The organism is Pseudomonas sp. KH_046_1, assembly GCF_057839025.1.
This window is the reverse complement of sequence record NZ_CM174481.1, coordinates 3,191,467-3,218,434: the sequence shown is the minus strand read 5'-3', so window position 1 is coordinate 3,218,434 and position 26,968 is coordinate 3,191,467. Positions and strand designations below refer to the sequence as shown.

Below are 26,968 nucleotides of genomic sequence, written 5' to 3'. Positions count from 1 at the left end.
GGGGGGTGGTGGGGAAATTGCCCCAAACACCGGTCAGGTGCCGAGCAATCGGGTCACGGCGTTCAGTGCCTGGAGTCGGCGTTCTGCCCAATCTCCGCGCAGTACTTGAACCGGTTGTGCGTGGCGCTCAAGCCAGGCCAGGGTCTGCTCGAAAAATGCCTGGCGCTCACTCAATCGGGGCTGGCAACGCTGGCCATCATCCGTCCAGTCGACGTGTTCCGGCGACAGCAGCAAGTGCAAGTCGTAATGCCGGGCCAGCAGCGCTTGTTCAATCCAGGCGGGGCAGTCGCCAAACAGGGTTTGGCTCCAGAGGATATTGCTCAGCAGGTGCGTGTCGAGGATCAGCAAGGACGGTTGTTGCGCCCGCGCTTCGTCTTCCCATGCCAATTGACCGCGGGCGATGTGCGGAATATCGGCCAAGGTGGTGTCCCGCGGATTCTGCTCGATGAACCAGCGTACATACTCGTCGACCCAAACCCCGCCGAAACGCTGTTGCAACTCGGCCGCCAGCCAGCTTTTACCGCTGGATTCCGGGCCTGTGAGTACCAGGACTTTCATGCGCGCAACGCCGGATCGGCGCGCCATTGGCGCCAGCCCTGCACGGCGATAACGGAGAACAGCCCGTACAGGGTGGCGGTCAGGTACAGGTCCTTATAGATGAACAGCCCGACGAAAATCACATCCAGGGCGATCCATAGTGGCCAGCACTGGACTCGTTTTTGCGCCATCCAGACCTGCGCCACCAGGCTGAATCCGGTCAGCGCGGCATCGAGCCAGGGTTGTGCAGCGTCGGTCCAGTTGGCCATGGCTGCCCCCAGCAACAGGCTGCCGAGTGCGCCGATGGCCAGGCTCAACGCCACGGAACGGGAATCGAGCCAACTGACTTCGCGGCCATGGGTCGTTTCACCCCCCCGTGTCCACTGCCACCAGCCGTAAAGCTGCAAGGCGGCATAAACGACTTGCAGCAACATGTCCGAATACAGCTTCACCTCAAAAAAGATCCAGCTGTATAGCAGCACCATGACCAGGCCGATGGGCCAGCACCAGGGGTTCTGTTTGACCGTCAGCCAGACGGCAATGACACCGAGGGCGGCGGCAAACAGTTCAAGCCCGGACATGGAGGTTCCTTGGTGAAATCGAAGAGGGGGCGAATTGTAACCGGATTGGCGTCGGGAATCCCGTGGCGCAAGGTGTGCTTCATTGGTACGCGATAACACGGCAGCGCCAATCGGACTTGTCTGATAGGATTTCGGCCCCGCACGGGTTAACCCGGAACAGGGTTGTTTTTTCACAGGATTTTTACGGTTCTGTGGTGATCCTTGATACGCGGGGCTTCAGCATCGCTGATCGCAATTCAAGCTTTTGAAAAATACTAACGGGGCATGCCGATGTGCATAGCCTTTTGGGGGATTGATGGATCTTTGGACCGCCTTTCAGGCATTGATTCTTGGGGTTGTAGAAGGGCTGACCGAGTTTTTGCCCATTTCCAGTACCGGCCACCAGATCATCGTGGCCGACATGCTCGGCTTCGGGGGCGAGCGGGCGATGGCGTTCAACATCATTATCCAGTTGGGTGCCATCCTGGCGGTGGTATGGGAGTTTCGACGCAAGATCTTCGACGTGGTCATCGGCCTGCCGACCCAGCCGGGCGCTCGGCGGTTTACCGCGAACCTGTTGATCGCGTTCTTGCCGGCCGTGGTGTTGGGTGTGATGTTCGCCGACCTGATCCACGAGTACCTGTTCAATCCGATCACCGTGGCAGCGGCGCTGGTCGTGGGCGGGGTCGTCATGTTGTGGGCCGAGCGCCGCCAGCATGAAGTCCACGCCGAAACGGTGGATGACATGACCTGGAAAGATGCCCTGAAAGTCGGCTTCGCCCAATGCCTGGCCATGATTCCGGGCACTTCGCGTTCGGGCTCGACGATCATCGGCGGGTTACTGTTCGGCCTGTCGCGCAAGACTGCTACCGAGTTTTCGTTCTTCCTGGCGATGCCGACCATGGTCGGCGCAGCGGTGTACTCGGGTTACAAATACCGTGACCTGTTTGTCCCGTCTGATTTCCCGGTGTTCGCGGTTGGTTTCGTCACGGCATTCGTCTTCGCGATGATCGCGGTCCGTGGGCTGCTCAAGTTCATCGCCAACCACAGCTATGCGGCGTTTGCCTGGTATCGCATTGTGTTCGGCCTGATCATCCTGGCGACCTGGCAATTCGGCTGGGTCGACTGGAGCGCGGTCAAGCCGTGAGTGACTCAAGCTCGCGCAATAACCCCGGGCGCCAGCCCGGGGGACAGATCCGCCAGCCACGGCTGAAGTGGCTGGTGTTTGCAATCCTGTGCGCGTTGCCGCTGTCGGGTTCAGTGTCGTCATGGCTGCACGGGGTGTCGCTGATTCCCCTGGCGGCCTACGGCATCGTCAGCGTGGTGACGTTTTTTCTGTACTGGAGCGACAAGCGCAAGGCCCGCGCCGAGCAATGGCGTACGCCGGAGAATGTCCTGCATGCGCTGGAGCTCGCCGGTGGCTGGCCCGGTGCCTTGCTGGCCCAGCAAGCGTTTCGGCACAAAACCCGCAAGGTCTCGTACCAGTTGGTGTTCTGGATCATCGTGCTCATGCACCAGGTGTTCTGGATCGATCACCTGTTCCTCGGCGCGCACTTGTTCGCCTTGTTCTGATAAACAAGGCGCTATAGCAACAGGCCGACTTGAGTGCGCTTTGGCAGTTTGCTCACCACCAACTGGTGCGAACGCTGCAGCAAACCCTGTAGTTCTTCGCTGCCGAGCGGGTAGGGCGTTTCCATGATGATCCACTGGGCGCGCGCCAGATAAGGCGCAGGATGAATTCCCGGACGGTCGCAATGACCGAGAAACAGATCCTTGTCGACCTTGAAGGCCAGGGAATCACCCCGCAGGCCCTGCAAGGCGAACATCTTGTTCCCGGCAATCGAAAACACCCGCACGCCTCCCCATTTATAGTCTTCCCGCGCTCCTGGCAGGCTAAGGCAGAATTTTGCGACATCCTCTTCGCTCATCCGTCCGGCTTTCATAACAAGCGTTCCCCACAGGCATTGAATGACTCGACCAAATGGTCAATCCAGGCGCGTACCGCCGGCATGACCCCGCGCCGATGAGGATAGACCGCTTGCAGCCAGCCACCGGGTAGCGACCACTCGGGCAACAACTGCACCAGCGAGCCGTTGTCCAGTTCCTGCTCGCAATACATCATGGGCAGCATCGTAAAGCCCAGGCCGGAGAGGGTGCTGGCCTTGCGCACGATAAAGTCATCGATGCCCAGCCGGGCCTCGAGCGCGAGTTCATGACTTTTGCCTTTTTGATCCAGCAGGCGGATGTGCACCATGCGGTCGGCTTCCAGGGCACCGAGCACCGGCAGGCTCTTCAGATCTTCGGGATGGTTGATCTCACGGCCAACAAGGAAGCCGGGACTGGCGACCATCAGCATCTGCGCCTGACGCAGGCGGCGGGTGACCAGCAGCGGGTCTTCGTCGCCCAGTTCCCGTACGCGCAGGGCCACGTCAATGCCTTCGTTCACCAGGTCGACCCGTCGGTTGAGCAACATCACCTCCAGCTGGACTTGCGGAAACCGCTCCAGAAAGTCGCTGATCACCCCCGGCAATATTTCATGGGCCAGCCCAACCGGGCAGGACACCCGCAAGCGCCCGCGTGGCTCGCTGGACATGCTGGCCACGGCCTCGTCGGCCATTTCCGCCTCCAACAGCATCGCCTGGCAGTGCCGGAGGTAACGCTCACCGACGGCAGTCAGCTTCAGTTGTCGGGTGGTGCGTTGCAGCAATCGTGCGCCGAGGCGCTCTTCCAGCTCGGCGATGCGCCGTGACAATCGGGACTTGGGGATGCCCAGCAAACGCCCGGCTGCGGCGAACCCCCCGGCTTCCACGACTTTGGCGAAGTAATACAGGTCGTTGAGGTCTTGCATGATGTAAATCCGATTGTTCTATCTGTGGGACGAACTATCGCATTGTTGCCGTCTAATCAGCTATTGGTTTCGCCTGTAGGATTAGTCCCATCAGATCGCCCTTGTGGGCGATCCTCACTTGGAGATCCCACATGAAACTGCTGCATATCGATTCGAGCATCCTGGGCGACAACTCGGCTTCCCGTCAGCTGAGCGGTGAAGTCGTCAAGGCCTGGCAAACCGCCGAGCCAACCGCCGTGGTGACTTACCGCGACCTGGCCGCCGACGCCATCAGCCACTTCTCCGCCACCACCCTGGTCGCCGCCGGCACCACCGCTGAACTGCGCAACGCCGCACAACAGCACGAAGCCGAACTGAGCGCCTCGACCCTGGCCGAATTCCTGGCTGCCGATGCCGTGGTGATTGCCGCACCGATGTACAACTTCACCATCCCGACTCAACTGAAGGCCTGGATCGACCGCATCGCGGTGGCCGGTCAGACCTTCCGTTACACCGAAGCCGGCCCTGAAGGCCTGTGCGGTGGCAAGAAAGTCGTGATCGTTTCGACCTCCGGTGGCATGCACGCCGGTCAGGCAACCGGTGTTGCCCACGAGGAGTATTTGAAGTTGCTGTTCGGTTTCATCGGCATCACCGACATCGAAATCGTCCGCGCCGAAGGCCTGGCTTACGGTGACGACGTTCGCAACAAGGCCATGAGCGCTGCCCACGCGCAAATCAGTGAGCAGTTGTTCGCCGCTGCGTAAGGCTTGCGTAAAAGTTGGCACCGTACAGGTAAAACCCCAAAAAACTCTGTAGTCTGGTTACGCAAGTACCAGCTACGGAGTTTTTTGTTTCTGGTCGTTTCAGATTGTGGCCTGACTTATGCTGTCAGGGTTCACGTCACAAGTCCGGTAACAAGGTGGGGCATCCCATGGTGCGTCGTTGTGCAACTTTACTGATTTGCCTGCTCTGCAGCCTGAATATAGTGCACGCCGCGCCTGCACCGCATCCTCACTGGAGCGCCGGCTTCCATGAGATGACTTTCCTCGACCCGCTGGACCTGCAGCCGATGCGCGCCATCGCCTTCTATCCTTCCAGTGATCGGGAGCACACCAGCAAGCTCGAGGGTTATACCGTCGAAGCGGGGGAGGACACCAAGGTCGCCATCGGCCGGTTCCCGATGCTGATGCTGTCCCACGGAAACACCGGTACCCCGCTGGCCCTGCACGACCTTGCCACGTCACTGGCGCGCAAAGGTTTTGTCGTGGTGGCGGTGATTCACCCCGGTGACAACTCCAAAGACCACAGCCGACTCGGTACTTTGAGTAACCTGTACGGCCGGCCGATCCAGATTTCCGAAGCCATTACCGCGACCTTGGGCGACCCTATGCTGTCGCCGTTCGTCAATGCCGACCAGGTGGGGGTCATCGGTTACTCGGCCGGTGGCGAGACCGCATTGATACTGTCCGGCGCGACCCCGGACCTGGACCGCCTGCGCCGTTACTGCCAGGAGCGCCCGGATGACCACGATGCCTGCAACACCCAGGGCGAATTGATTGTCGACCGCGACGACTTGCAACCGGTGGCCGATTCTCGCGTCCACGCCTTGATGCTGATGGCGCCGTTGAGCCTGAAGTTCGGTCGCCACACCCTGGCCGACGTGCATGTGCCGGTGCTGCTTTACAGCGGCGATGGCGACAAACTGGTGGCTGTCGACAAGAACGCCGCGGCACTGGCGCGCAAGCTGCCGACGGCGCCTGACTTCAAGCTGCTGGCCGGGGCAGGGCACTTCGTCTTCATGGCGCCGTGCAATGACGAGCAGATCGTGATCATGCCCGCGCTGTGCACCGATGCCGATGGCGTCGACCGGCAAGACATTCACCGCAATCTGATCTCTGAAGCCGGAAGGTTCTTCTCGCGCACCCTGGGCAGGGCGACTCGGGCGGGTATGCAGACGGCTGATCAATAGCCGCGTCACCTCTTGTGGGAGCGAGCCTGCTCGCGATAGCGGTGTGTCAGGCAATTGCAATGCTGGATGGAAAGGCCTCTTCGCGAGCAGGCTCGCTCCCACAGGTGACTGCACCAAGCCTTATGCAATCGCGCGGCGCTTGAGTAGCAGGGTCAGCCCCAACCCCGTCACCGACAACAATGCCGCACTGAAGAAAATCCACGCATAACCCAGGTTCAACGCCACTGCGCCCATCAACGGGCCGGCAATGGCCAGTGCCAGGTCGAAAAACACCGCATAAGCACTCAGGCCCGCGCCCCGGCTGGAGTTGGGCACCTGTTTGATAGCCTCGACACCCAGCGCCGGGTACACCAGGGACAGACCGAATCCGGTCAGGCCGGCGCCAATGAGCGCATACCCGGTCGAAGGGGCCAGCCACAAGAGCACCAGGCCAACCGTCTCAATGCACATGCAGGCAATGGCCGACGTGAACCCGCCGAAACGGCTGATGGCGGATATGAACAGCAGCCGCGACAGAATGAAACACACGCCAAACACGGTCAGGCAGTAGGCCGCGCCGGTCCAGCCGCGATTGACGTAATACAAGGTGATAAAGGTCGTTAGGGTGCCGTAGCCAATGGACGCCAGGCTCAGGCTCGCGCCAAACGGCGCAATGCGCCCGAACACCGCCCAGAACGGCAAACGTTCACCGCGCACCACCGGCACCGAAGGCTTGTTGCGAATCAGCAACAGTGCGACCAGGGCCAGCAGCGACAGGGCAATGCCCAGGCTGGCGAAACCCAGTTGTTGCACCATGACCACGCCCAGCGGCGCACCAATGGCAATCGCCCCATAGGACGCGATGCCGTTCCAGGAAATCGACCGCGCGGTATGCTCGGCGCCCACCTGGCCCATGCACCAACTGATGGTGCCGACGCCGATCAATCCTTGGGCGATCCCCAGCAACAGGCGCCCGGCGATCAGGATCAGCAGGCTGAGCAAGGGAAGGCCTTGCAACAGGGTCGACAGCCAGGTCAGCACGCCGCTGAGCACAATCCCCGACAAGCCATAGATGATTGCGCGCTTGGTGCCAACGCTGTCCGACATCCGCCCGGCCATGGGCCGGCTGAGCAGGGTGGCGAGGTATTGCGAGCCGATGGTCAGCCCGGCCACGATGGCGCTGAACCCGAGTTGTTCGTGGACATAACCCGGCAATACCGCAATCGGCAAACCGATGCAGAGGAAGGCAATAAAGGTATAGAAAACGATGGAGACGATCTGCAGGGTGATCGCCATGGAGCTTTGCGGAGGCACTTGCTGCACAGACATGAGGGCTCGTTCGCGGGCGGCGGTGGGAGAACTGCATCATGGCGCGGCGTTGGGATAAAAGAAAGCAGGCTAACGGTTTTTGCTCGTCAGTGCCCTTGAGTCAGCCATCGCGAGCAGGCTCGCTCCCACATTTTGAAATGCATTCCCCTGTGGGAGCGAGCCTGCTCGCGATGATTTATGCACCAACAAGAAACCTTGGCCCGGAATGCAAAAAGCCCCGTCACATGGACAGGGCTTTTCACTTGAAGCTTGCAGCTAAAGGCTTGGTAGCTGCTCTTAGAACACCACACCCTGGCTACGCAGGTAGTCGTCATAGGTGCCGCTGAAGTCGGTCACGCCATTCGGGCTCAACTCGATGATGCGGGTGGCCAGGGACGATACGAACTCACGGTCGTGGCTGACGAAGATCAGCGTGCCCGGGTAGTTTTCCAGCGCCAGGTTCAGCGCTTCGATCGATTCCATGTCCAGGTGGTTGGTCGGTTCGTCCATCACCAGTACGTTCGGCTTTTGCAGGATCAGCTTGCCGAACAGCATGCGGCCTTGCTCACCACCGGAGATGACCTTGACCGACTTGAGGATTTCGTCGTTGGAGAACAGCATGCGGCCCAGGGTGCCACGGATGATCTGCTCGCCCTGAGTCCACTGGCCCATCCAGTCGAACAGGCTGACGTCGTCTTCGAAGTCATGGGCGTGGTCCTGGGCGTAGTAGCCCAGTTCCGCGCTTTCGGTCCACTTCACGGAACCGGCGTCCGGGGTCAGCTCGCCCATCAGGGTACGCAGCAGGGTGGTCTTGCCGATACCGTTCGGGCCGATGATCGCCAGGCGCTCGCCGGCTTCGACGGTGAAGCTGAAGTTCTTGAACAGGGTCTTGCCGTCGAAGCCCTTGGACATCTGCTCGATGGTCACGGCCTGGCGGTGCAGCTTCTTGGTCTGTTCGAAACGGATGAACGGGCTCACGCGGCTCGAAGGCTTGACCTCGGCCAGCTGGATCTTGTCGATCTGCTTGGCGCGGGAAGTGGCCTGCTTGGCTTTCGAGGCGTTGGCCGAGAAGCGGCTGACGAACGTTTGCAGTTCGGAGATCTGGGCTTTCTTCTTGGCGTTGTCCGACAGCAATTGCTCACGGGACTGGGTAGCCGCCGTCATGTACTCGTCGTAGTTGCCCGGGAACAGACGCAGCTCGCCGTAGTCCAGGTCAGCCATGTGGGTGCACACGCTGTTGAGGAAGTGACGGTCGTGGGAAATGATGATCATGGTGCTATTACGCGCCTTGAGAATCGTTTCCAGCCAGCGAATGGTGTTGATGTCCAGGTGGTTGGTCGGTTCGTCGAGCAACAGCACTTCAGGATCGGAGAACAGCGCCTGGGCCAGCAATACCCGCAGTTTCCAGCCTGGAGCCACTTCGGACATCGGGCCGAAATGCTGTTCCAGGGGAATACCCAGGCCCAGCAGCAGTTCGCCGGCGCGGGATTCGGCGGTGTAGCCGTCCATTTCGGCAAATTCGGTTTCCAGCTCGGCCACGGCCATGCCGTCTGCTTCGCTCATTTCCGGCAGCGAATAGATGCGGTCGCGCTCGGCCTTGACCTTCCACAGCTCTTCGTGACCCATGATCACGGTGTCGATCACGGTGAATTCTTCGTAGGCGAACTGGTCCTGGCGCAATTTACCCAGGCGCACGTTCGGCTCCAGCATGACTTGGCCGCCGGACGGCTCGAGGTCGTCGCCGAGAATCTTCATGAAGGTCGACTTGCCGCAACCGTTGGCGCCGATCAGACCGTAACGGTTGCCACCGTTGAACTTGACCGAAACGTTTTCGAAGAGCGGCTTGGCGCCGAACTGCATCGTGATGTTAGCTGTAGAAATCAAAGGTTTTTCCTGCGAAGCATTCAGAGTAGCTAGGGTTGCGGCAGTACCGGTTCAGTACCCGTTTCCACTGTTCGGTCCCCGGGACATTCATCCCGATCGGCAGTGGAAGATCCATCTGGCATTAAGTGGACAGCAGCATGTGGTGCGCTTGGCCCGAGTGAACGTGCGCTGAAAGGGGATTTTCCCGCTTTCAACCTGGGGGCGCGTAAAGTTTGGCGGCGATTGTACTGGTCTGGCTCTTTAAACGATAGGGCGATGAGGCCTCTGCAACGCTTTGGCGGTTTTTGCGGACACATTTTCACAGTTGCAGGTTAACTATTGGTTACAAACTGTGGCTAAAATGCCATCTAACAGCTGAACGGCGACCATCGGCGTGGCTCGATGGCACCAAGGGTGCAGCTGTTTCGTATTCAGCCGCTGCACAAGACCCGTGAGGGCGCAGTTTGTATACTTCCGACTTGTGACGATTTCCGTGAAACTGATCATAGCCGTTATCTACATTGTCTCTATTGCGTACGTCCACCTGCGGGGCCGAGTGCGCCATAAGCTGGGCCGCCAGTTGAGTGATCACTCGACGTTCCTGGCGCCGATCAATTGCTTTCTTTATCTGTTTTCGAAAATCCCCAACAAACCGTATCTCGATCCGGCTGATTTTCCCGACCTGAGCCCGCTGCAGGCGCATTGGGAAGAAATTCGTGCCGAAGGCCAGAACTTGCTTCACGCCGGCGAGATCAAGCGTTCGAACCAATACGATGACGTCGGTTTCAACTCGTTCTTCAAGACCGGCTGGAAGCGCTTCTATCTCAAGTGGTATGGCGATAGCCACCCGTCGGCCATGAAGCTCTGCCCGCGCACCACCGAACTGGTACAAGGCATTGGCTCGATCAAGGCGGCGATGTTCGCCGAATTGCCACCGGGCTCCAGACTGGTGCGCCACCGCGACCCGTATGCCGGTTCGTACCGTTATCACCTCGGGCTGGACACACCCAACGCCGAAGGTTGCTACATCAATGTCGATGGCCAGAACTACCATTGGCGCGATGGCGAAGCGGTGATGTTCGATGAGACCTACATTCATTACGCAGAGAACACCACGCCGCACAATCGCATCATTTTGTTCTGCGATGTCGAGCGGCCGATGAAATATCGGTGGGCAGCGGCATTCAATCGCTGGTTCAGCCGCAATGTCATGTCGGCGGCCGGTGCACCGAACGAGGACGGAGACCGGACCGGTGGGCTCAATCGATTGTTCAGCAAGGTCTACAAGGTTCGCCTGCGCGCCAAGGAACTGAAAAAGCGCAACCGCAAGCTTTACTACCTCCAAAAGTGGTCGATCTTTGCCGGGTTGCTGGCGGTCTTCATTCTGATCTGAGCCGGGTGTTCGGGCGGCAGGCCTCATCGCGGGCAAGCCACGCTCCCACAGGTTTGAGCCAACCACAAATGTCATGAATGCCCACCGTCCATTGTGGGAACGAGCCTGCTCGCGAAGAGGCCGGATCAACGCCGTATTGCATCGTGCCGGCGAGTTTTTGGTTAACAAATCCGAACCTCGGGCGTAGCGTGGTATCGAAGTCCTTATCCACGCGGACGCAGAGAGGCACCCCATGAACCGATACGTGTTTGGCGCCATTGCGCTGGCCTTGAGTACCGTATTGGGCCCACTGGCTCAGACCGACGTCTCTGCTTCGCTGCAGTTGGCCCAGAACCTGCCGGGCAGCACCAACAACAACCCTTACAACAGTCCGATTCGGCGGGCCAATCCAAACAGCATGCAAGGTACTCAACCCAGTGCCCCGGCCATACGCGGACCCAATACCGTGCCGGTCCCGCGCCCACCGACGCTGGACAACGGTGGCATCGGCAATCGCTATCCCGACCGGACAGCGCCCGCCAGCCCACCGAAATTCATTCCCAATCCACCCCCGCGAGACACCGGCACCAGCAACCGTTGAGTGGCAAGCATGGCGTCTGGCCGCTATTTTTCACCAGATCTCACTTTCATCAGAAAAGGAATCCTGCATGTTGCGTAAGAATTTATTGGCAACCTTCTGTGCCAGCGTATTGATCAGCGCCACTGTCCCGGTGCTTGCCGCGCCCATCCGGACGATGAAAAGCGAAGAAGGCACCCTGGAGGTCACTCCCATCGTGACGGGACTGGAGCACCCTTGGGCCCTGGCATTTTTACCGGATCGTAAAGACATGCTGGTGACCGAGCGGCCCGGCAACCTGCGACTGGTGACCGCCGACGGCAAACTGTCGGCACCGCTCAATGGCGTACCCAAGGTCTGGGTCAAGGGGCAGGGCGGTTTGCTGGATGTAGCGCTGTCGCCCGATTTCAAGCAGGACCGGATGGTCTATCTGTCCTATGCCGAGGGGGACGATCAGGGCGACAAGGCCGGTACAGCGGTGGGCCGCGGTCGGCTCTCCGACGATATGACGGCGCTCAAGGATTTCCAGGTGATCCTGCGTCAGGAACCCAAACTCTCGGTTGGCAATCATTTCGGCTCGCGGCTGGTGTTCGATCGCGACGGCTATCTGTTTGTGACCCTGGGGGAAAACAACGACCGCCCGACCGCCCAGGACCTCGACAAGCTGCAAGGCAAAGTGGTGCGCATCTACCCGGATGGCACGGTGCCCAAGGACAACCCCTTTGTCGGTCAGGCCAACGTGCGCCCGGAGATCTGGTCCTACGGGCAGCGCAATCCGCAAGGCGCGGCGCTCAACCCGTGGAACGGCACGCTGTGGGAAAACGAACACGGCCCCCTGGGCGGCGATGAAGTCAACATCATCGAGCGCGGCAAGAATTACGGCTGGCCGCTGGCGACCCATGGCATCAACTACTCCGGTCAACCGATTCCCGAAGCCAAGGGTGAGACCGCCGAAGGCACCATCGCCCCGAACCACGTCTGGGAAAAATCCCCGGGCCTGAGTGGCATGGCGTTCTACGATGCCGATCGTTTCAAGGCCTGGCAGCGCAACGTGTTTATCGGCGCGCTGGTCAGCCAGGAACTGATCCGCCTGGAGTTCGAAGGCGACAAGGTGATCCATGAGGAGCGCATGCTCGGGGAGTTGAAAAAACGCATTCGCGATGTACGGCAGGGGCCGGATGGTTACTTGTATGTTTTGACCGATGAGGAGAACGGCGGGTTGTACAAGGTGGGTTTGAAGTAACCAACCGTTGGCGAGTTCTGCAGCCGCGATAGTGAGCGGCCGCAGATTTCAGGGAATCTGTATTTCCAGTCTTGCATATCCAGTGTAGGAGTGAGCCTGCTCGCGATTGCAATTTCAACCTCACCACAGGAGGCCGGTCAGATCTGCCGAGTCGCGGCAACTGGTCTCTTTCGATCCTGAAACCCGCGAACCACCAGATACAACAATGGCCCAATCGACACGAACACAGCGGTGATCAATAGATAAGGCACCACCGAAAGCGTCGACTGCCCGCGCTTTCGCGCATCCTGGTACATCCAGAACCCCGCCAGCGTCGCCAGCAGGTAAAGATCGATCACCACCTGCGCAGTATCCGGGCGTGACATCAGGCTGATGCCGAAGTCGATCAGCGATTGTTCGGCCTGGAGCATCACCGAAACCGTGTAGCCGGCAAAAGCGATCAAGGCGATAAGGGGCAGGGCGATGGCCTTCATGTTTTCCTTCCGTGGGCAATGAATAGAATCAGTAGCCTATAGCGACCACCGCAAACTTGCCATTGACTTGCCATCAACGCCCGGCTAATTTCCGGTCATGACTTCCACTGTATTGCGCTGCCAGCCAAGCATTATTACCGCCATTCCTCATTTGGCGGGCTAGCTCACGACTGCAGCACCCAACCCGCCCTCGAGGCGGGTTTTTACTTTCTGTCTCCCGGGCCCCGATCAATGTCAGGAGACGACCATGAGTTTTACCGCTAATCAACAGGCCCTGCTGGAACGCTACGTCAAAAAAATCCTCGCCGCGCCGGTGTATGAACTGGCCGTGCGCACGCCGTTGCAACCGGCTCCGGCCTTGTCCGAAGCCTTGGGCAACCAGATCCTGCTCAAGCGCGAAGACCTGCAACCGACCTTTTCCTTCAAGATCCGCGGCGCCTACAACAAGCTGGTGCAACTGAGCGAAGCGCAAAAGGCTATCGGCGTGGTCACGGCTTCTGCCGGCAATCATGCGCAGGGCGTGGCGTTGGCCGCGCGGGAACTGGGGATCAACGCCACCATCGTCATGCCCTGCACGACGCCGCAACTGAAGGTCATCGGGGTGCGCAGTCGCGGCGCCGATGCGGTGTTGCACGGCGAAAGCTTTCCGTTTGCACTGGCCTATGCACTGGACCTGGCCTTGGAGACCGGTCGCACCTTTGTATCGCCGTTCGACGACCCGGAGGTGATCGCGGGGCAAGGCACGGTGGCCATGGAAATCCTGCGCCAGCACCAAGGGCCGCTGGAGGCGATCTTCGTGCCGGTGGGCGGCGGCGGGCTGATCGCGGGTATCGCCGCCTACGTCAAATACCTGCGGCCGGAGGTGCGCATCATTGGCGTCGAGTCGGAACATTCCGCGTGTCTGCAAGCGGCGATGCATGCCGGCGAACGGGTCGTGCTGCCGAGCGTCGGCACCTTCGCCGATGGGGTGGCGGTGGCGCAGATCGGCGCTTACGGTTTTGAGGTCTGCCGGTTCTGCGTTGATGACGTGGTGACGGTCAGCAACGATGAGCTTTGCGCCGCAATCAAGAATATCTACGACGATACCCGCTCGATCACCGAACCTTCTGGTGCGCTGGCCGTGGCCGGGATCAAGAAATACGTCGCACAGACCGGTGCTTTGGGGCAGACACTGGTGGCGATAGACTCGGGTGCCAATATCAACTTCGACAGCCTGGGGTACGTGGCCGAGCGCGCCGCGTTGAGTGGCGCCCCGGCATGACGCTTGGGCCGGTCTACAGCGGACGCCGCAAGCAGGTGCCGCGAGGGTCCGCCGGATGGCCGGGTTATTCCTGAATGGCTTTCTCGACCTTCGTCGACGCCGACCAGATCCGGTAGCGCACTTCGATGTCCTTGGGCACGTACAGCACGAGCGGCAGCTTACTGTTGTAACGCAGCAGGAAGCCGTCACCGACCACCGGTACAAATCCTTGTTTGCTCGTGCCGGCCGGGCAGGCCATCAGCGTGCTCATCGGGCCAATGACTTTTTCCAGGCGGTAGAACGGATAGCCCCAACCCTCGAGGTTCTTCTCCTCGAGAATGCCGCCCAGTCGCGGGTTATTGCAGTCGACGGTCATCGTCTTGCCGGCCAGGATCTCGACCTGGAAGTCGTTTTCCCGGGTCTGTGGCGCGAGGTGGATCACCTGGCGGGTAAACCCGCTTTCGGCCTTCGGATAGGGTGCGGTGTCTTCGAGTTTGGCGGCATGCGCCACGCCGACAAGCCCCAGTGCGACTAGCGCTGTGCAAGCGTTAACGGTCAACGAATTCATGATGCCTCCTTGCTTGAAGTGAAGGGCGGCATTTTCACTGTCGTGTGCAGTGAATGCAAACCCGGGATGCGCAGTGTGCAAATTGCAGGGCCGCCAAGGTCTATAATTGAAAGTTGCATGACAGGCTTTGCAGGTAACCCGTCCGAACCCTTGAATTGCCGATGAACTGCACCGCGAAATTCAGGGTATGTTTTATGCTGTAGCTGTCCTTGAAGCTTGCCGGGATTTCAAATGAGCGAGCATTGATCGTCAAGCAGTCTTACAAAGGAGGGAGTCGCCATGTTTCTTTCTGCCTTGGAAATTCGCAATATCATCGAAAGCAGTTTTCTGCCCAAGCGCTGCCAGTGCACGCTGTCACCGGATCTGTCGATGACCGTCAAAATCTATGCAGACGGGCAAACCGATCAGCTCGATCTATTGGTCACCGGTATCGATGCCTCCGGGCTCAATGGTTGTCGGGAAATCAACGAGTTGATTGCCCAACTGCGTTCCAGACAGCATCACGTCGAGGTCGAGCCGCACTCTATGCTGGGCAAAGCGCTCTAGCTTGCCGTTTCGAGTTCCACGGACACGCGCCGGGTCTGGAAGAACGCCAGGCCCAGCGCCAGTTCAAACCCTACTGCCAGCAAAATGCCCGGACCGACGTGACCGTTGAGCCATTCGGCAAAACCGAGCACGGCCAATCCCCAACAGCCGACGACGAAGCCTAGGCTCAGCGCATTGCGGGTTGCACAAGGGGGTTCGTTGCGAACCAGAAAAGAGATCACGCTCAACGCCCCAAACAGCACGGCGGTGCGTCGCGCGACCAATCCCACCGCGAATGAAAACTCGATGTCCCAGAACGACAATAGCCATTGCGGTGTCAGGCCCCAGACCAGGCTGAGCAAAAGACATAAGGCGGCGGTAAACGTCGACAGCGTGCGAAACGACAACTGCATGGCGAATCCTTGCGGCAGAGAGGGAGGCGCTAGAGCATAGCGCCGCAACCCTCAAAGGAATACCGCCGAGTGCCAAATCAGACTTTTCGGTCAGCCCTGGTTCTCGCAAGCGTCGGAAAGTTTACGGTAGGAAATTTCTGCGGGTTTTCCCGTGTCATCGATGTACTTCATCTCGGCCTTCACCACTTTGCACTCCAGGGTGTCCGGCTCGGTCAGTGAAATCACTTTGCTGACATGCAATGGCATGCCGTAGTGATAGGGCACGGCTTGAGAGGTCGTGGTGTCATTGGCCTGAGCCAGGCCGGCAAATGCGGTGCAGGCGAGGGCGGCGGTAACCAGCAGGGTGCGAGTGTTCATCAGCGATCTCCGGTGCGGACGGAATGTCAGTTCGATGTGTCGCTTGTCGAACTTGCCGCACTGGGCGTCAGAACAGTCTGAGGGCGTGCGGTCCAGTGAAGTGTTGGACCGCACGGTTAAACGAGGGTTAACCCGGCTGAACACCGCCTGTCGCGGATGCGCGATCCTGTGTATCAGTTAAGACCATCGGGCGCCTGATGGAAAGTCATCGCGAACAAGGGTGGACACAAATGCTGTGAACGACCCGCAACCCTGTGGGAGCGAGCCTGCTCGCGATGGGGCGCTCGAACTCAGTGCAAATCCAGTTGCTGCCGATAAGGCAAATCCGGCCCGGTCTTGCTGCACGTCAATGCCGCCGCCTGCACCGCGAACTTCAGCATGCGGTCGATCTGCTCGCGGCCAAGTTGCTTCACGCCTTCTACCGAGTCCAGCTGCTGTTCGGTCAACCAGGTAATCAGCGCCGCCTGAAAGGTATCGCCCGCGCCCACGGTGTCGGCGATTTTTATCCCACAGGCAGGAGCCGACCACGAACCGTGAGTCCGGCTGAACACGCTCGCGCCTTCGCCACCCCGGGTCAGGAATACCAGCTGACAGCGGTGCTGCAACCAACCTTCGATCACCTGCGCCGGGTCCTGGCCGGGGTACAGCAGATGCAGGTCCTCGTCGCTGACCTTGATCAGGTCGGCCAGCGCCACCAGCGTCGCGATCCGCGCGCGCCAGAGCTCAATGTCCGGCTCTGGATTCAGGCGCACGTTCGGGTCGAGGCTGATCAGGCGCTTGCCGCTTTCCCGGCGCACCAATGCCAATAGCGTGTCGGCAATCGGCTGCACCACCAGGGAGAACGAGCCGATATGCAGGCCACGTACCTCAGGCCCGAGTGTCGGCAGGTGCTCCGGTTGCAACTGTCGATCCGCACAGCCTTCGCCACGGAAGCTGTACTGCGGCGAGCCATTGGCCCCGACCGCGACCATCGCCAGGGTGGTCGGCGCGGCAAAATCCCGCAGGTAGTCCTGGCACACGCCTTCATCTTGCAGTACCTGCAGCAGGCGCCGGCCCAGGTAGTCGGTGGACAACCCGGCCAACAGCGCCGCGTCCACGCCCAACCGGCGTAAGCCCACCGCCACGTTGAACGGTGAGCCACCGGCAATGGCCTTGAAATTCACTTTGGACGCCAGACCGCTGGCGTCGTTTTCACTGAAAAAATCGAACAGCGCTTCGCCACACACCAGGTACATAGTTGTTCACTCTTTAATTAGGGTCACGACTTGCTGTTGATAGCGTTCATACGCCTGCTGACACGCTTGTACATTGTCGGCGACCGGCTGGGTTTCACTGGCCGGGTCGAGTTTTACGCAGCGCTCGCACAAATCCACCAGGTTGTCTTCACGCCCGTTCGCCCAGGATACGCACCAGGCCGCCTGAATCGCTGCACCCAAGGCTGCGGCCTCGCTTTGTTCGGTGCAGATCACCGCTGTATTCATGGTGTCGGCGACGATTTGCCGCCAGACCGCACTTTTTGACCCGCCGCCGATCAGCCGAATGCTGCGGCTTTGTAAGCCATTGCGGCGTAGCAGGTCCAGTCCGTAACGCAAACCGAACGTCGTGCCTTCGACCACCGCACGGCACAGGTTGGCCCGGGTCAGGTTGGTCATGGTCAAACCCGAAAGGCTGGCGGTGGCATGGGGCAGGGCGGGTACCCGCTCACCGTTGAAGAACGGCAGCATGCAAACGCCTTCGGCACCGATTGGCGCCTGGGCAACCAGTTCGTTGAATTGATCGATGTCGAGGTCCAGCAGGTCACGAATCAGACCGGTGGCATTGGTCAGGTTCATGGTGCAGACCAAAGGCAGCCAGCCGCCGCTCGACGAACAGAAGGTGGCAACCGCGGAATCCACGGCGACGTTCGGCTGATCGGCATAGGCGTACACAGTGCCCGACGAGCCGAGGCTCATGGTGATTGCACCGGGCTGGATGTTGCCGGTGCCGATGGCGCCCATCATGTTGTCGCCACCGCCACTGGAGACCAGCGCCTTCGGGTTGATGCCCAGATGTTCGGCAATGCCCGGGAGAATGCTGCCGACCGCCTGGTGGGCGTCGATCAGCTCCGGCAGCGCGGCTTGCAGGCGTCCGCTGGGGTCGATGTCACGCAACAATTGCAGATCCCACTGGCGCGTACGCACATTGAAGTAACCGGTGCCCGAGGCATCTCCGTATTCGGTGCAACTGCGGCCGGTGAGCCAATGATTGAGGTAATCGTGGGGCAGCAAAATGTGGGCGACACGGGAGAACACCTCGGGATGCTGCTCTTTGGTCCATAACAGTTTGGACAGGGTGTAGCCCGGTGCGATGACTACGCCGAGGCGTTCCAACGAACCCTTTTCGCCACCCAGATGGGCCAGCAGTCGGTCATTTTCCGGAGTGGTTTCGGTGTCGCACCAGAGTTTCGCCGGTCGCAGCACCTTGCCCTGATCGTCGAGCAGCACCAGGCCGTGTTGCTGGCCGGACACGCCAATGCCTTGAATCGACAGACCATCGACTTTGGCCGCGAGCAATGCGCGGCGGGTGGCGGTGGCGAAGGCTTCCAGCCACTGCTGGGTGTCCTGTTCGCGGCGGCCATTGGCAGCGCTGATCATCGTGTGGGTGGCTGCGCCCTGGCCCAGCACTTCACCATTGTCCGCGTCGAGGATGATGGCTTTAGTGCCCTGGGTGCCGCAGTCGATGCCGAGGAATAGTTGTCGGGTTGTCATGCAAGATCCTTGGATCGTCAGATCGATATCGTTGAGCATTAAGCATCTCTACTGACTGTCAGGCCGCCATCGCGAGCAAGCTCGCTCCCACAGGGTTTGTTGTTAAACACAAAACTCGCGTCCGCTGAAGACTCCTGTGGGAGCGGGCTTGCCCGCGATGACGGCAGCACCTTCACCTCAAGACTCAAGCCAGCACCCGCTCCAATGTCCGCGATACACCCACCTCACGCAAACTGTTGCAGCACCACTCGAACGCCGCGACAAACTCCGGCGAACGCGCAATGGCCGTACCAAAAATCTCCTCGACCGCCAGCAAGTGCTGGGTAATCAGCACATCATCGGCCACCAGCGCCTGGCAGAACGCCGCCCGCGGATCCGCAATCGTGTAGGTCTCGCCATGCTCATCCACGCCTTTGAGGTAAAGCGCCCACGCCGCCACCACCAACGCCGCACGCTTGGTCTCGCGGCCATCGGCGATCAGGCGGTTGATAGTCGGTACGGTGAATTTCGGAAACTTCGACGAGCCGTCCGAACAGACACGCTCCAGTTGGTCGGCAATCGCCTGATTGGAGAAACGTGCCACCAGGGTGTTCTTGTACTCGGTCAGGTCGATTCCCGGTACCGCCGGCAGCTGTGGCGTCACGTCCAGGTCCATGTAGGCGCGCATGTAGCGCACGAACAGCGGGTCGTTCATGGTCTCGTGGACGAAGCGGTAACCCTTCAGAAACCCCAGGTACGTCAGCGCCAGATGACTGCCGTTGAGCAGTTTGATCTTCATTTCTTCGTAGGGCGTGACATCGTCGGTGAATTGCACGCCGACCTTTTCCCAGGCCGGGCGACCGTTGACGAACCTGTCCTCCAGTACCCATTGCGCGAAGGGTTCGCAGACCACCGGCCAGGCATCGTCCAGGCCATGCTTGTCGGCCAGTTGCAAACGGTGCCGGGTGCTGGTCATCGGCGTGATGCGGTCGACCATGGCGTTGGGGAAACTGACGTTGGCGTCGATCCAGTCGCGCAATTGGCGGTCGTGCAAGGCGGCGAAGGCCAGCAGGGCCTTGCGGGTGACGGCGCCGTTGTGCGGCAGGTTATCGCAGGACATCAGGGTGAAGGCCGCTGTGCCAGCGGCGCGACGCCTGGCCAGTGCGGCACAGAGGAAACCGAACACGGTTTTCGGGGCATCCGGGTGCGCCAGGTCATGCTGGATCTGCGGCAAGTGCGCCATGAACTCGCCGGTACTGTCGTCGATGCAGTAACCGCCTTCGGTGATGGTCAGCGAGACGATGCGGATCTCGGGGCTGGCCAGTTTGTCGATCAATGCCTGGGCACCGTCTTCGGCCAGCAGCATGTCACGGATGGCGCCGATCACCCGCACTTCGGTGTCGTCGCTATCGCCGAGTTCGAACAGGGTGAACAGATAATCCTGATCCTTGAGGTCGTCACGGGCGCGGCAGTCTTCAGCGCGCAGGCCGACACCGCAGATGGCCCAGTCCAGGCCTTCGCCGGTATTCATCAAGGCGTCGGTGTAGTACGCCTGATGGGCACGGTGGAAACCGCCGACGCCGATGTGCGCGATGCCTTGGCGAGTCTCGCCCAAGGCGTAGGCGGGAAGGACCACTTCAGGGGCGAGGCGGCTGAGGTTGTGTTTATTCAGTTTCATCGCAGGCTCTCTGAAATCAGGCAGCAACGCGCAGCGGGCGGGTCAACGCCACGCCGTCGGCATCGAATAAATGGCAGTGTTGCGCATCCAGATGCAGGCTCAGGGTTTCACCGTAGCGGCTGGCCAGATCGCCGCGAACGCGCATGGTCAGGGCTTCGCCGGATGCCGTCCGGACGTGGCAGAAGGTGTCGCTGCCCAGGCGTTCGCTGACATCGGCGGTGACCTGCAAGGTGCAATCGCCGGTTTTGGCCAGCTCCAGATGCTCCGGGCGAATGCCCAGCGTCACCGCACTCCCGACGCTCAGGTGCCTGCCGCTCAAGGGCAGGTTGATGCGGGTTCCGGCGTCCAGCTGCACTTCACAGCCCTGGTTGTCGACGCGGGTGACCTTGCCCTTGAGGAAGCCCATTTTCGGCGTGCCCAGGAAACCGGCGACGAACAGGTTGGCCGGCTGGTGATAGAGATCCAGCGGCGAGCCGACTTGCTCGATCTTGCCGCCATTGAGTACGACCACTTTGTCGGCCATGGTCATCGCTTCGACTTGATCGTGAGTTACGTAGATCATCGTGGCTTGCAGTTCTTTGTGCAGGCGCAACAGTTCCAGGCGCATCTGCACCCGCAGGGCGGCATCGAGGTTGGACAGCGGTTCGTCGAACAGGAAGATTTTCGGGTTGCGCACGATGGCCCGGCCAATCGCCACGCGCTGGCGCTGGCCGCCGGACAGTTGCTTGGGCTTGCGCTCCAGCATCGGCCCCAGTTCGAGGATGCGCGCGGCTTCGCCGACCTTTTTCTCCACTTCGGCTTTCGCCACGCCGGCCAGGTCGAGGGCAAACGACATGTTCTTGCGTACGCTCATGTGCGGGTACAGGGCGTAGGTCTGGAACACCATCGCCAGGTCGCGCTTGGCCGGGCTCACTTCGGTGATGTCGCGGCCATCGAGTTCGATGGTGCCGCCGCTGACTTCCTCCAGCCCGGCGATCAGCCGCAGCAGCGTGGATTTACCGCAGCCCGACGGGCCGACGAAGACCACGAACTCCTTGTCGTTCACTTCAAGGTCAATGCCCTTGATGATGGAAAAGCCTTCGAAGCCTTTTTGCAGATTCTTGATTTTCAGGTTGGCCATGATGATGGGCCTCCGCTTGTTGTTATTCGATTGAACCGGGTTGGCTTTTTTGTGGGAGCGAGCTTGCTCGCGATGAGGGTGTATCAGTCGGCATTGATGCTGACTGACCCACAGCTATCGCGAGCAAGCTCGCTCCCACAGGAATCGCATTCGGGCAGCGATCTTCATTTCACGGCGCCGAACGACAGGCCGCGTACCAGTTGTTTCTGGCTGATCCAGCCGAAGATCAGGATCGGCGCACAGGCCAGGGTCGAGACGGCCGACAACTTGGCCCAGAACAGCCCTTCGGGGCTTGAGTACGAGGCGATCAAGGCAGTCAATGGCGCGGCTTTCGACGAGGTCAGGTTCAGCGACCAGAAGGCTTCGTTCCAGCACAGGATCAGCGACAGCAGCACCGTGGACGCCAGGCCGCCCTTGGCGATGGGCAGCAACACCCGGAGCATTTCCTGCGCCAGCGTCGCGCCGTCCAGCCTCGCGGCTTCGAGGATGTCCTTGGGGATGTCCTTGAAGTAGGTGTAAATCATCCAGACCACGATCGGCAGGTTGATCAGCGTGTAGATCACGATCAGCGCAATGCGCGTGTCGAGCAGGCCGAAACTCTTGGCCAGCAGGTAAATCGGCATCAGCACGCCCACCGGCGGCAGCATCTTGGTCGAGAGCATCCACAGCAGCGTGCCCCTGGTGCGCTGGGTTTCGTAGAACGCCATGGAGTAGGCCGCCGGCACCGCGATCAACAGGCACAGGGCTGTGGCGCTGAAGGAAATCACCACTGAGTTCCAGGCGAAACTGAAATAGTCGCTGCGCTCGTTGATGTGCAGGTAGTTCTCCAGCGTCGGCATGAAGATGAACTGCGGCGGCGTGGCGAAGGCATCGATTTCGGTTTTGAAACTGGTCAACACCATCCAGAAGATCGGAAAGAAGATCAGGATCGCGATGGCCCAGGCCAACGTACCGAGCAGCAGGCTTTGCAGGCGACGGGATTGTTGAAGAGTCATGGCAGGCCTCAGGCTTTGTCGGTCAGGTTTTTGCCGATCATCCGCACCAGGATGATCGCGGCGATGTTGGCGATGACCACGGCGATCAAGCCGCCCGCCGAGGCCATGCCGACGTCGAACTGCACCAGCGCCTGGTTGTAGATCAGGTAGGCGAGGTTGGTCGAGGCATAGCCGGGGCCGCCGTTGGTGGTGGTGAAGATTTCGGCGAACACCGAGAGCAGGAAGATGGTTTCGATCATCACCACCACCGCAATCGGTCGCGCCAGGTGTGGCAGGGTCAGGTGCCAGAAAATCGCGATGGGCCCGGCACCATCGAGGCGCGCGGCTTCTTTCTGTTCCTGGTCGAGGGACTGCATGGCGGTCATCAGGATCAGGATCGCGAAGGGCAGCCATTGCCACGAGACAATGATGATGATCGACAGCAGCGGGTAGTGCGCCAGCCAGTCCACCGGTTGCGCGCCGAACAGCTTCCAGACGTAGGCGAGAATCCCCGAGACCGGATGGAAAATCAGGTTCTTCCAGATCAGTGCGCCCACCGTGGGCATGATGAAAAACGGCGAGATCAGCAGCACCCGCACGACGCCGCGACCGAAAAACTCACTGGCCTCAAGCAAAGCACTGATCAGCACACCGAACACCACACTGATCAGCAGCACGCTGCCCACCAGCAACAGCGTGTTGCTGGCGCCGGGCAGGAAGCCCGAGTCGGTGAGGAAGTAGGTGAAGTTTTCCAGCCCGACGAACTCGTTCTCTCCGGGGTTGAGCAAGTTGTAGCGAATCGTCGAGAAGTAGACGGTCATACCCAGCGGTACGATCATCCACAACAGCAGCAAGGCCAACGAAGGGCTGACCAGGAACCAGCCGGGATTGGCCACGCGGCTCTTGCGCTGTGGTTGGGCAATGTCCATGTGAGCTTTTGCAGTTGATGTATTCATGGTGTTGAACCGATTGGGTACAGGCAATGAAGATCAACTGTGGGAGCGAGCCTGCTCGCGAAAGCGATGTTTCAGTCACGAAAATGCGTCGGTTGTACCGACCTCATCGCGAGCAGGCTCGCTCCCACAGAAGGCGAGAGCGGGGTCTGGCTTACTTGGGATAACCCGCGCGCTTCATCTCGCGCTCGGTGGTTTGCTGGGCCGCCGCCAACGCCTGGTCGACCGTGGTCTGGCCGATCAGCGCCGCCGAGAAGGATTTGCCGACCTGCGTACCAATGCCCTGGAACTCGGGAATGGTCACCAACTGGATGCCGATGTAGGGCACAGGCCTGGCGCCCGGCTTGCTCGGGTCCGCGGCCTTGAGCGATTCCAGCGTGACCTTGGCAAACGGTGCGGCGCTCAAGTACGCCTCGCTGTAGGTCGAGGCCCGCGTGCCCGGCGGCACGTTGGCGATGCCGTCTTTTTCCGCGACCAGTGCGCCGTATTCTTTGGACGTGGCCCAGGCACTAAAGGTTTTCGCCGCGTCCTTGGCCTTGGAACTGGTCGGAATGGCCAGCGCCCAGGAGTACAACCAGGCCGAGCCTTTGTCAGTGACCTGATGGGGCGCATAGGTGAAGCCGACGTGATCGGTGACCTTGCTCTGGGACTTGTCGGTGACGAACGAGCCGGCGACGCTGGCATCGACCCAGATCGCGCATTTGCCGCTGTTGAACAGCGCCAGGTTTTCATTGAAACCGTTGCTCGACGCGCCCGGCGGGCCGGATTTCTGCATGGTGCCGACATAGAAGTTCAGCGCGTTTTTCCATTCGGGACCGTTGAATTCCGGCTGCCACTTTTCATCGAACCAGCGCGCGCCATAGGCATTGGCCACAGTGGTGACCAGTGCCATGTTCTCGCCCCAGCCAGCCTTGCCCCGCAGGCAGATACCGTATTGTTCCTGCTCGGGTTTGTTCAATTTGGCGGCGAATTCACCGATCTGTTCCCAGGTCGGGCGCTCGGGCATGGTCAGGCCGGCGTCCTTGAACAGGTCGGTGCGGTAGTAGGTGATCGAGCTTTCGGCGTAGAACGGCAGGGCGTACAGCGAGCCTTTGACCGACAGGCCTTCGCGCACCGACGGGAACACGTCGTCAAGGGCATAGCTGGTCGGCAGATTATTCATCGGCTCCAGCCAGCCCTTGGCGCCCCAGAGTGCGGCTTCGTACATGCCAATGGTCAGCACATCGAACTGTCCGCCCTGGGTGGCGATGTCAGTGGTCAGGCGCTGGCGCAGGACGTTTTCTTCGAGGACCACCCAATTGAGCTTGATCTGCGGATGCTCGGCCTCGAAGGTTTTCGAGAGCTTTTGCATGCGGATCATGTCGCTGTTGTTGACGGTGGCGATGGTCAGGGTCTGTGCGCCAAGGCTGACGCTGCTGAGGGTCATGCAGGTGAGGGCAAGCAGAGCTTTTACCGAAGGTTGCATCGTGCACTCCTTTTCTGCACCCGGCGGGATACAGAAGGACAGTTATTGTTTTTGTGTCTTCCTGCGGAGGGAAGAATCTGTGCTGATTACATCCTTCAATGGCAGGCGAGACAAATCATCCATCGCACCTTGATCGATACTTTTTTGCACTGAGGTTTAGGGGGGTAGACGCAGGGAAGGGCTTTTCAGCGATGAGGCGGTATTGAATCCGTACAGGTTTTAAGCTCGAAAACAGGTCGTAACCTGTGGGAGCGAGCCTGCTCGCGAAGGCAGTGTGTCAGTCAACATCTCTATCGGCTGACACACCCTCTTCGCGAGCAAGCCCGCTCCCACAGGGATTTGAGGTGTGCCTTCAGCCGAGGTTTTGCTCGGTCAACCGCTGCACCACCAGCCGCCGGTAATGCGAAGGCGTCATGCCCTTGAGCTGCTGGAAGCGCCGGTTGAAGTTGGAAATATTGTTGAAGCCCGATTCGAAGCAAACATCGGTCACCGGCTTGTCGCCATCGGCCAGCAACTCGCAGGACTTGCTGATGCGCAGGCGATTGACGAACTCGACGAAATTGCGCCCGGTGGCCTGCTTGAATACCCGGCTGAAATAAGTCGGTTTCATGCCCAGGTGCTCGGCGACTTCCTCCAGCGTCAAGTCCCGGGCGTAATGGGCGAAGATGTAATCCACCGCGCGGTTGGTGCGGTCGATGTTGTGTTCGTCGGCCAGTTGCGGGGTCGTGGCACCGGATAGCAATTGGTAGTCGTCGGTGGCCGCGAGCAATTCCAGCAGAATGAAAAAGTGCCCGAGCCGGGTGATGCCGGTGGTATCGGCAATGCGCTGCATCAAATCCATGGCCTTGCCGATGGTGTGTTTGCAGCGAAACTCGATGCCGTACTGCGCGCGCTCGAGCAGCGGTGCCAGGGCCTTGAGTTCGGCGAACACCGGATAGCCGCTGTCGAACAACTCGTCGGTGAAGTTGACCAGCATGTCGCGCTTGGGCACCACTTCGTCCTCGGCCACCTGACTGATCCAGTTGTGGGGCAGGTTGGGGCCGGTGAGAAACAGCGTCTGGGGATAGAAGTTGCCGATGTAGTCGCCGATGAACACCTTGCCGGAACTGGCGACGATCAGGTGCAGCTCGTATTCCTTGTGGAAATGCCAGCGCACCAGCGGGCAGGGGAAACCGTGCTGGCGGTAGATGATGGACAAGCCGTTGTGGTCGTCCATCAACTCATAGGAAGGATCGGTGACTCTGGCGGTGCGGGTCATGTCAGGGCGCTTTTGTAGTTATCCCGCCCGGATCATGCCTCTTGCCGCAGGGCTAATGCTACTACCGTCGGTGCGTCTGTTCATGCAAGGCACGGCCGTAAACCGCTTTCATGCTGGTCGCACTCCAGCAATAACGGACGATGTCGGACTCGTCGAAAAAATCGGTGCTGATGATGCTGCAACGCGTCACCCAGTGTCCCGTGGTGTTGAACCAGTCGTTGATCTGCCGCTTGATATGCCCGGGGCCACCCAGTAGCGAGTAGGTGGTTGCGGACAGTGACCAGAGGAAGGTTTCGTAGGGCGCATCTTCCAGGGTTTGCGCGATGTAGCGTTGCAGCTCGGCGGGGTCGGAGAACGTATTGTCGCGCCACTTGTGCGGGATGCGTGGCCAGAAGGACTCGCCATCGAGTTCCGCCAAGGCGGGTGCTGCCATGATCAGCCGGCGATGCTGGCTGGCGCTTTTCAGTTCTCCAATCGTTTTGAAACCGTCGCCAGGCAGGACGGCCCGCAGCCCTAGACGACGCACGAGCCAGTCACTGAGCCTTTTATGATCGAAAGGTTTTTTGCCATCGGCCAGTTGATGGAAGTCCAGCACGATGAATTCGTCCGGGTTTCGATCAAGGAACAGCAGCACCGCGTCGATCAGATCGTCCAGGACTCGATGCGAGCGAAAGCCGTTATGGTGAAAGTAGAAGCCCGATCGAGCCGCACCGACCGAGTAGCCCAGGCGGATGTCGAAGGCGCGGGCGCCGTTGGCCAGTTGCCAGGAGAACGTGTCGTTCTGACAGGCGGTCCAGTTGCCGGTCACGACGTCGTAGTTCGGCGCTTGTTTGTCCATGCCGGCGTTATGCACGCCAGGCCAGACGATATCGGTGAGTTTGAGTTGATTGATCTCGAGGGTGTTGCTCATCCAGGTTTGCTTGTCGAGCAAACCACGCGTGTTGCCGGTCATGGCCATTCCTTGTGCGAAACACCCCATCCAT

Annotated in this window: 28 protein-coding genes; 9 read left to right on the top strand and 19 right to left on the bottom strand. The window is 60.0% G+C overall.

Translation table 11 applies throughout. The features are described from left to right. Positions 1 to 33: 33 nt before the first annotated feature. A complete protein-coding gene (locus AC3IT9_RS14835; protein WP_489270214.1) occupies positions 34 to 558 on the bottom strand; it encodes an AAA family ATPase in 525 nt (174 codons plus the stop codon). Further along, positions 555 to 1,118 carry a nicotinamide riboside transporter PnuC gene (gene pnuC / locus AC3IT9_RS14830; RefSeq protein ID WP_489270212.1) on the bottom strand — a complete coding sequence of 188 codons (564 nt, stop codon included), beginning with the start codon at positions 1,116 to 1,118 and terminating at the stop codon, positions 555 to 557. Before pnuC ends, AC3IT9_RS14835 begins: the two co-directional genes overlap by 4 nt. 295 nt (positions 1,119 to 1,413) lie before the next feature. Here pnuC and AC3IT9_RS14825 point away from each other — a divergent pair, with 295 nt between their 5' ends. Together AC3IT9_RS14825 and AC3IT9_RS14820 are read left to right on the top strand one after the other, a co-directional pair. Continuing rightward, positions 1,414 to 2,244 (top strand): undecaprenyl-diphosphate phosphatase, encoded by an 831-nt coding sequence (locus AC3IT9_RS14825; RefSeq protein WP_489270211.1) that lies wholly within the window; start codon positions 1,414 to 1,416, stop codon positions 2,242 to 2,244. After that, on the top strand, positions 2,241 to 2,669 hold the full coding sequence (locus tag AC3IT9_RS14820; RefSeq protein WP_150753590.1) for a DUF1294 domain-containing protein: 429 nt from the start codon (positions 2,241 to 2,243) through the stop codon (positions 2,667 to 2,669). The genes AC3IT9_RS14825 and AC3IT9_RS14820 overlap by 4 nt, the downstream gene beginning before the upstream one ends. Before the next feature lie 11 nt (positions 2,670 to 2,680). Here AC3IT9_RS14820 and AC3IT9_RS14815 read toward each other — a convergent pair whose 3' ends face one another. Together AC3IT9_RS14815 and AC3IT9_RS14810 are read right to left on the bottom strand one after the other, a co-directional pair. Beyond that, entirely contained in the window at positions 2,681 to 3,040 is a 360-nt protein-coding gene (locus AC3IT9_RS14815; protein WP_150723763.1) for an MmcQ/YjbR family DNA-binding protein, read from the bottom strand. Then, complete coding sequence (locus AC3IT9_RS14810) at positions 3,037 to 3,945, bottom strand: LysR substrate-binding domain-containing protein (RefSeq protein WP_150723764.1); 909 nt, start codon at positions 3,943 to 3,945, stop codon at positions 3,037 to 3,039. The genes AC3IT9_RS14815 and AC3IT9_RS14810 overlap by 4 nt, the downstream gene beginning before the upstream one ends. Before the next feature lie 131 nt (positions 3,946 to 4,076). On the opposite strand from AC3IT9_RS14810, the gene AC3IT9_RS14805 reads away from it, so the two are divergent. Next, the gene (locus tag AC3IT9_RS14805; RefSeq protein ID WP_150723765.1) at positions 4,077 to 4,688 is read left to right on the top strand and encodes an FMN-dependent NADH-azoreductase; all 612 of its coding nucleotides are present in this window, start codon (positions 4,077 to 4,079) and stop codon (positions 4,686 to 4,688) included. 167 nt (positions 4,689 to 4,855) lie between these two features. After that, on the top strand, positions 4,856 to 5,893 hold the full coding sequence (locus tag AC3IT9_RS14800) for an alpha/beta hydrolase family protein (RefSeq protein WP_489270210.1): 1,038 nt from the start codon (positions 4,856 to 4,858) through the stop codon (positions 5,891 to 5,893). Between the two features lie 120 nt (positions 5,894 to 6,013). Here AC3IT9_RS14800 and AC3IT9_RS14795 read toward each other — a convergent pair whose 3' ends face one another. Together AC3IT9_RS14795 and AC3IT9_RS14790 are read right to left on the bottom strand one after the other, a co-directional pair. Continuing rightward, entirely contained in the window at positions 6,014 to 7,201 is a 1,188-nt protein-coding gene (locus AC3IT9_RS14795) for an MFS transporter (protein ID WP_489270209.1), read from the bottom strand. Positions 7,202 to 7,477: 276 nt separating this feature from the next. After that, the gene (locus tag AC3IT9_RS14790) at positions 7,478 to 9,064 is read right to left on the bottom strand and encodes an ABC-F family ATPase (RefSeq protein WP_150723768.1); all 1,587 of its coding nucleotides are present in this window, start codon (positions 9,062 to 9,064) and stop codon (positions 7,478 to 7,480) included. Between the two features lie 472 nt (positions 9,065 to 9,536). Here AC3IT9_RS14790 and lpxO point away from each other — a divergent pair, with 472 nt between their 5' ends. The 3 genes from lpxO to AC3IT9_RS14775 all read left to right on the top strand — a co-directional run bounded on the left by lpxO (position 9,537) and on the right by AC3IT9_RS14775 (position 12,235). Continuing rightward, entirely contained in the window at positions 9,537 to 10,436 is a 900-nt protein-coding gene (lpxO, locus tag AC3IT9_RS14785) for a lipid A hydroxylase LpxO (protein ID WP_150753593.1), read from the top strand. Positions 10,437 to 10,668: 232 nt separating this feature from the next. Continuing rightward, the gene (locus AC3IT9_RS14780; RefSeq protein WP_150723770.1) at positions 10,669 to 11,016 is read left to right on the top strand and encodes a hypothetical protein; all 348 of its coding nucleotides are present in this window, start codon (positions 10,669 to 10,671) and stop codon (positions 11,014 to 11,016) included. Positions 11,017 to 11,083: 67 nt separating this feature from the next. Further along, a complete protein-coding gene (locus AC3IT9_RS14775; RefSeq protein WP_489270208.1) occupies positions 11,084 to 12,235 on the top strand; it encodes a PQQ-dependent sugar dehydrogenase in 1,152 nt (383 codons plus the stop codon). Between the two features lie 137 nt (positions 12,236 to 12,372). Here AC3IT9_RS14775 and AC3IT9_RS14770 read toward each other — a convergent pair whose 3' ends face one another. Next, complete coding sequence (locus AC3IT9_RS14770; protein ID WP_150753595.1) at positions 12,373 to 12,708, bottom strand: DUF2834 domain-containing protein; 336 nt, start codon at positions 12,706 to 12,708, stop codon at positions 12,373 to 12,375. 247 nt (positions 12,709 to 12,955) lie between these two features. On the opposite strand from AC3IT9_RS14770, the gene ilvA reads away from it, so the two are divergent. Continuing rightward, complete coding sequence (gene ilvA / locus AC3IT9_RS14765; RefSeq protein WP_489270207.1) at positions 12,956 to 13,969, top strand: threonine ammonia-lyase, biosynthetic; 1,014 nt, start codon at positions 12,956 to 12,958, stop codon at positions 13,967 to 13,969. A gap of 64 nt (positions 13,970 to 14,033) precedes the next feature. Here the strand turns inward: ilvA and eco are convergent, their stop codons facing one another. Next, positions 14,034 to 14,516 (bottom strand): serine protease inhibitor ecotin, encoded by a 483-nt coding sequence (gene eco, locus AC3IT9_RS14760; protein ID WP_150723774.1) that lies wholly within the window; start codon positions 14,514 to 14,516, stop codon positions 14,034 to 14,036. A gap of 279 nt (positions 14,517 to 14,795) precedes the next feature. On the opposite strand from eco, the gene AC3IT9_RS14755 reads away from it, so the two are divergent. After that, a complete protein-coding gene (locus AC3IT9_RS14755; protein ID WP_150723775.1) occupies positions 14,796 to 15,062 on the top strand; it encodes a DUF1652 domain-containing protein in 267 nt (88 codons plus the stop codon). Here the strand turns inward: AC3IT9_RS14755 and AC3IT9_RS14750 are convergent. The 11 genes from AC3IT9_RS14750 to AC3IT9_RS14700 form a co-directional block, all read right to left on the bottom strand. Continuing rightward, on the bottom strand, positions 15,059 to 15,454 hold the full coding sequence (locus AC3IT9_RS14750; protein WP_150753599.1) for a hypothetical protein: 396 nt from the start codon (positions 15,452 to 15,454) through the stop codon (positions 15,059 to 15,061). The two genes, AC3IT9_RS14755 and AC3IT9_RS14750, sit on opposite strands and share 4 nt — an antisense overlap. 90 nt (positions 15,455 to 15,544) lie before the next feature. Then, positions 15,545 to 15,811 (bottom strand): DUF2790 domain-containing protein, encoded by a 267-nt coding sequence (locus AC3IT9_RS14745; RefSeq protein ID WP_150723777.1) that lies wholly within the window; start codon positions 15,809 to 15,811, stop codon positions 15,545 to 15,547. Positions 15,812 to 16,101: 290 nt separating this feature from the next. Then, complete coding sequence (locus AC3IT9_RS14740) at positions 16,102 to 17,046, bottom strand: carbohydrate kinase family protein (RefSeq protein WP_489270206.1); 945 nt, start codon at positions 17,044 to 17,046, stop codon at positions 16,102 to 16,104. Between the two features lie 6 nt (positions 17,047 to 17,052). Continuing rightward, a complete protein-coding gene (gene xylB, locus AC3IT9_RS14735; protein WP_489270205.1) occupies positions 17,053 to 18,558 on the bottom strand; it encodes a xylulokinase in 1,506 nt (501 codons plus the stop codon). A 184-nt stretch (positions 18,559 to 18,742) separates the two neighbouring features. Further along, positions 18,743 to 20,215 (bottom strand): mannitol dehydrogenase family protein, encoded by a 1,473-nt coding sequence (locus tag AC3IT9_RS14730; RefSeq protein ID WP_489270204.1) that lies wholly within the window; start codon positions 20,213 to 20,215, stop codon positions 18,743 to 18,745. 16 nt (positions 20,216 to 20,231) lie between these two features. Next, positions 20,232 to 21,335 (bottom strand): ABC transporter ATP-binding protein, encoded by a 1,104-nt coding sequence (locus AC3IT9_RS14725; RefSeq protein WP_150723781.1) that lies wholly within the window; start codon positions 21,333 to 21,335, stop codon positions 20,232 to 20,234. 164 nt (positions 21,336 to 21,499) lie between these two features. Next, the gene (locus AC3IT9_RS14720) at positions 21,500 to 22,330 is read right to left on the bottom strand and encodes a carbohydrate ABC transporter permease (protein WP_150753604.1); all 831 of its coding nucleotides are present in this window, start codon (positions 22,328 to 22,330) and stop codon (positions 21,500 to 21,502) included. Positions 22,331 to 22,338: 8 nt separating this feature from the next. After that, positions 22,339 to 23,265 (bottom strand): carbohydrate ABC transporter permease, encoded by a 927-nt coding sequence (locus AC3IT9_RS14715; protein WP_489270203.1) that lies wholly within the window; start codon positions 23,263 to 23,265, stop codon positions 22,339 to 22,341. 151 nt (positions 23,266 to 23,416) lie between these two features. Next, positions 23,417 to 24,727, bottom strand: a complete 1,311-nt coding sequence (locus tag AC3IT9_RS14710; protein ID WP_150757084.1) for an ABC transporter substrate-binding protein — start codon at positions 24,725 to 24,727, stop codon at positions 23,417 to 23,419. Between the two features lie 352 nt (positions 24,728 to 25,079). Next, positions 25,080 to 25,985 (bottom strand): AraC family transcriptional regulator, encoded by a 906-nt coding sequence (locus AC3IT9_RS14705; protein ID WP_150723785.1) that lies wholly within the window; start codon positions 25,983 to 25,985, stop codon positions 25,080 to 25,082. Between the two features lie 61 nt (positions 25,986 to 26,046). Further along, entirely contained in the window at positions 26,047 to 26,937 is an 891-nt protein-coding gene (locus AC3IT9_RS14700; protein ID WP_489270202.1) for a phosphatidylinositol-specific phospholipase C domain-containing protein, read from the bottom strand. Positions 26,938 to 26,968: the final 31 nt, after the last annotated feature.

What these genes read in the sequence shown, in the direction of transcription:
- AC3IT9_RS14835 (WP_489270214.1), bottom strand. Translation starts at nt 558, where the DNA reads ATGAAAGTCCTGGTACTCACAGGCCCGGAATCCAGCGGTAAAAGCTGG.
- pnuC (WP_489270212.1), bottom strand. Translation starts at nt 1,118, where the DNA reads ATGTCCGGGCTTGAACTGTTTGCCGCCGCCCTCGGTGTCATTGCCGTC.
- AC3IT9_RS14825 (WP_489270211.1), top strand. Translation starts at nt 1,414, where the DNA reads ATGGATCTTTGGACCGCCTTTCAGGCATTGATTCTTGGGGTTGTAGAA.
- AC3IT9_RS14815 (WP_150723763.1), bottom strand. Translation starts at nt 3,040, where the DNA reads ATGAAAGCCGGACGGATGAGCGAAGAGGATGTCGCAAAATTCTGCCTT.
- AC3IT9_RS14810 (WP_150723764.1), bottom strand. Translation starts at nt 3,945, where the DNA reads ATGCAAGACCTCAACGACCTGTATTACTTCGCCAAAGTCGTGGAAGCC.
- AC3IT9_RS14805 (WP_150723765.1), top strand. Translation starts at nt 4,077, where the DNA reads ATGAAACTGCTGCATATCGATTCGAGCATCCTGGGCGACAACTCGGCT.
- AC3IT9_RS14800 (WP_489270210.1), top strand. Translation starts at nt 4,856, where the DNA reads ATGGTGCGTCGTTGTGCAACTTTACTGATTTGCCTGCTCTGCAGCCTG.
- AC3IT9_RS14795 (WP_489270209.1), bottom strand. Translation starts at nt 7,201, where the DNA reads ATGTCTGTGCAGCAAGTGCCTCCGCAAAGCTCCATGGCGATCACCCTG.
- AC3IT9_RS14780 (WP_150723770.1), top strand. Translation starts at nt 10,669, where the DNA reads ATGAACCGATACGTGTTTGGCGCCATTGCGCTGGCCTTGAGTACCGTA.
- AC3IT9_RS14775 (WP_489270208.1), top strand. Translation starts at nt 11,084, where the DNA reads ATGTTGCGTAAGAATTTATTGGCAACCTTCTGTGCCAGCGTATTGATC.
- AC3IT9_RS14770 (WP_150753595.1), bottom strand. Translation starts at nt 12,708, where the DNA reads ATGAAGGCCATCGCCCTGCCCCTTATCGCCTTGATCGCTTTTGCCGGC.
- ilvA (WP_489270207.1), top strand. Translation starts at nt 12,956, where the DNA reads ATGAGTTTTACCGCTAATCAACAGGCCCTGCTGGAACGCTACGTCAAA.
- eco (WP_150723774.1), bottom strand. Translation starts at nt 14,516, where the DNA reads ATGAATTCGTTGACCGTTAACGCTTGCACAGCGCTAGTCGCACTGGGG.
- AC3IT9_RS14755 (WP_150723775.1), top strand. Translation starts at nt 14,796, where the DNA reads ATGTTTCTTTCTGCCTTGGAAATTCGCAATATCATCGAAAGCAGTTTT.
- AC3IT9_RS14750 (WP_150753599.1), bottom strand. Translation starts at nt 15,454, where the DNA reads ATGCAGTTGTCGTTTCGCACGCTGTCGACGTTTACCGCCGCCTTATGT.
- AC3IT9_RS14745 (WP_150723777.1), bottom strand. Translation starts at nt 15,811, where the DNA reads ATGAACACTCGCACCCTGCTGGTTACCGCCGCCCTCGCCTGCACCGCA.
- AC3IT9_RS14740 (WP_489270206.1), bottom strand. Translation starts at nt 17,046, where the DNA reads ATGTACCTGGTGTGTGGCGAAGCGCTGTTCGATTTTTTCAGTGAAAAC.
- xylB (WP_489270205.1), bottom strand. Translation starts at nt 18,558, where the DNA reads ATGACAACCCGACAACTATTCCTCGGCATCGACTGCGGCACCCAGGGC.
- AC3IT9_RS14730 (WP_489270204.1), bottom strand. Translation starts at nt 20,215, where the DNA reads ATGAAACTGAATAAACACAACCTCAGCCGCCTCGCCCCTGAAGTGGTC.
- AC3IT9_RS14725 (WP_150723781.1), bottom strand. Translation starts at nt 21,335, where the DNA reads ATGGCCAACCTGAAAATCAAGAATCTGCAAAAAGGCTTCGAAGGCTTT.
- AC3IT9_RS14720 (WP_150753604.1), bottom strand. Translation starts at nt 22,330, where the DNA reads ATGACTCTTCAACAATCCCGTCGCCTGCAAAGCCTGCTGCTCGGTACG.
- AC3IT9_RS14715 (WP_489270203.1), bottom strand. Translation starts at nt 23,265, where the DNA reads ATGAATACATCAACTGCAAAAGCTCACATGGACATTGCCCAACCACAG.
- AC3IT9_RS14710 (WP_150757084.1), bottom strand. Translation starts at nt 24,727, where the DNA reads ATGCAACCTTCGGTAAAAGCTCTGCTTGCCCTCACCTGCATGACCCTC.
- AC3IT9_RS14705 (WP_150723785.1), bottom strand. Translation starts at nt 25,985, where the DNA reads ATGACCCGCACCGCCAGAGTCACCGATCCTTCCTATGAGTTGATGGAC.
- AC3IT9_RS14700 (WP_489270202.1), bottom strand. Translation starts at nt 26,937, where the DNA reads ATGACCGGCAACACGCGTGGTTTGCTCGACAAGCAAACCTGGATGAGC.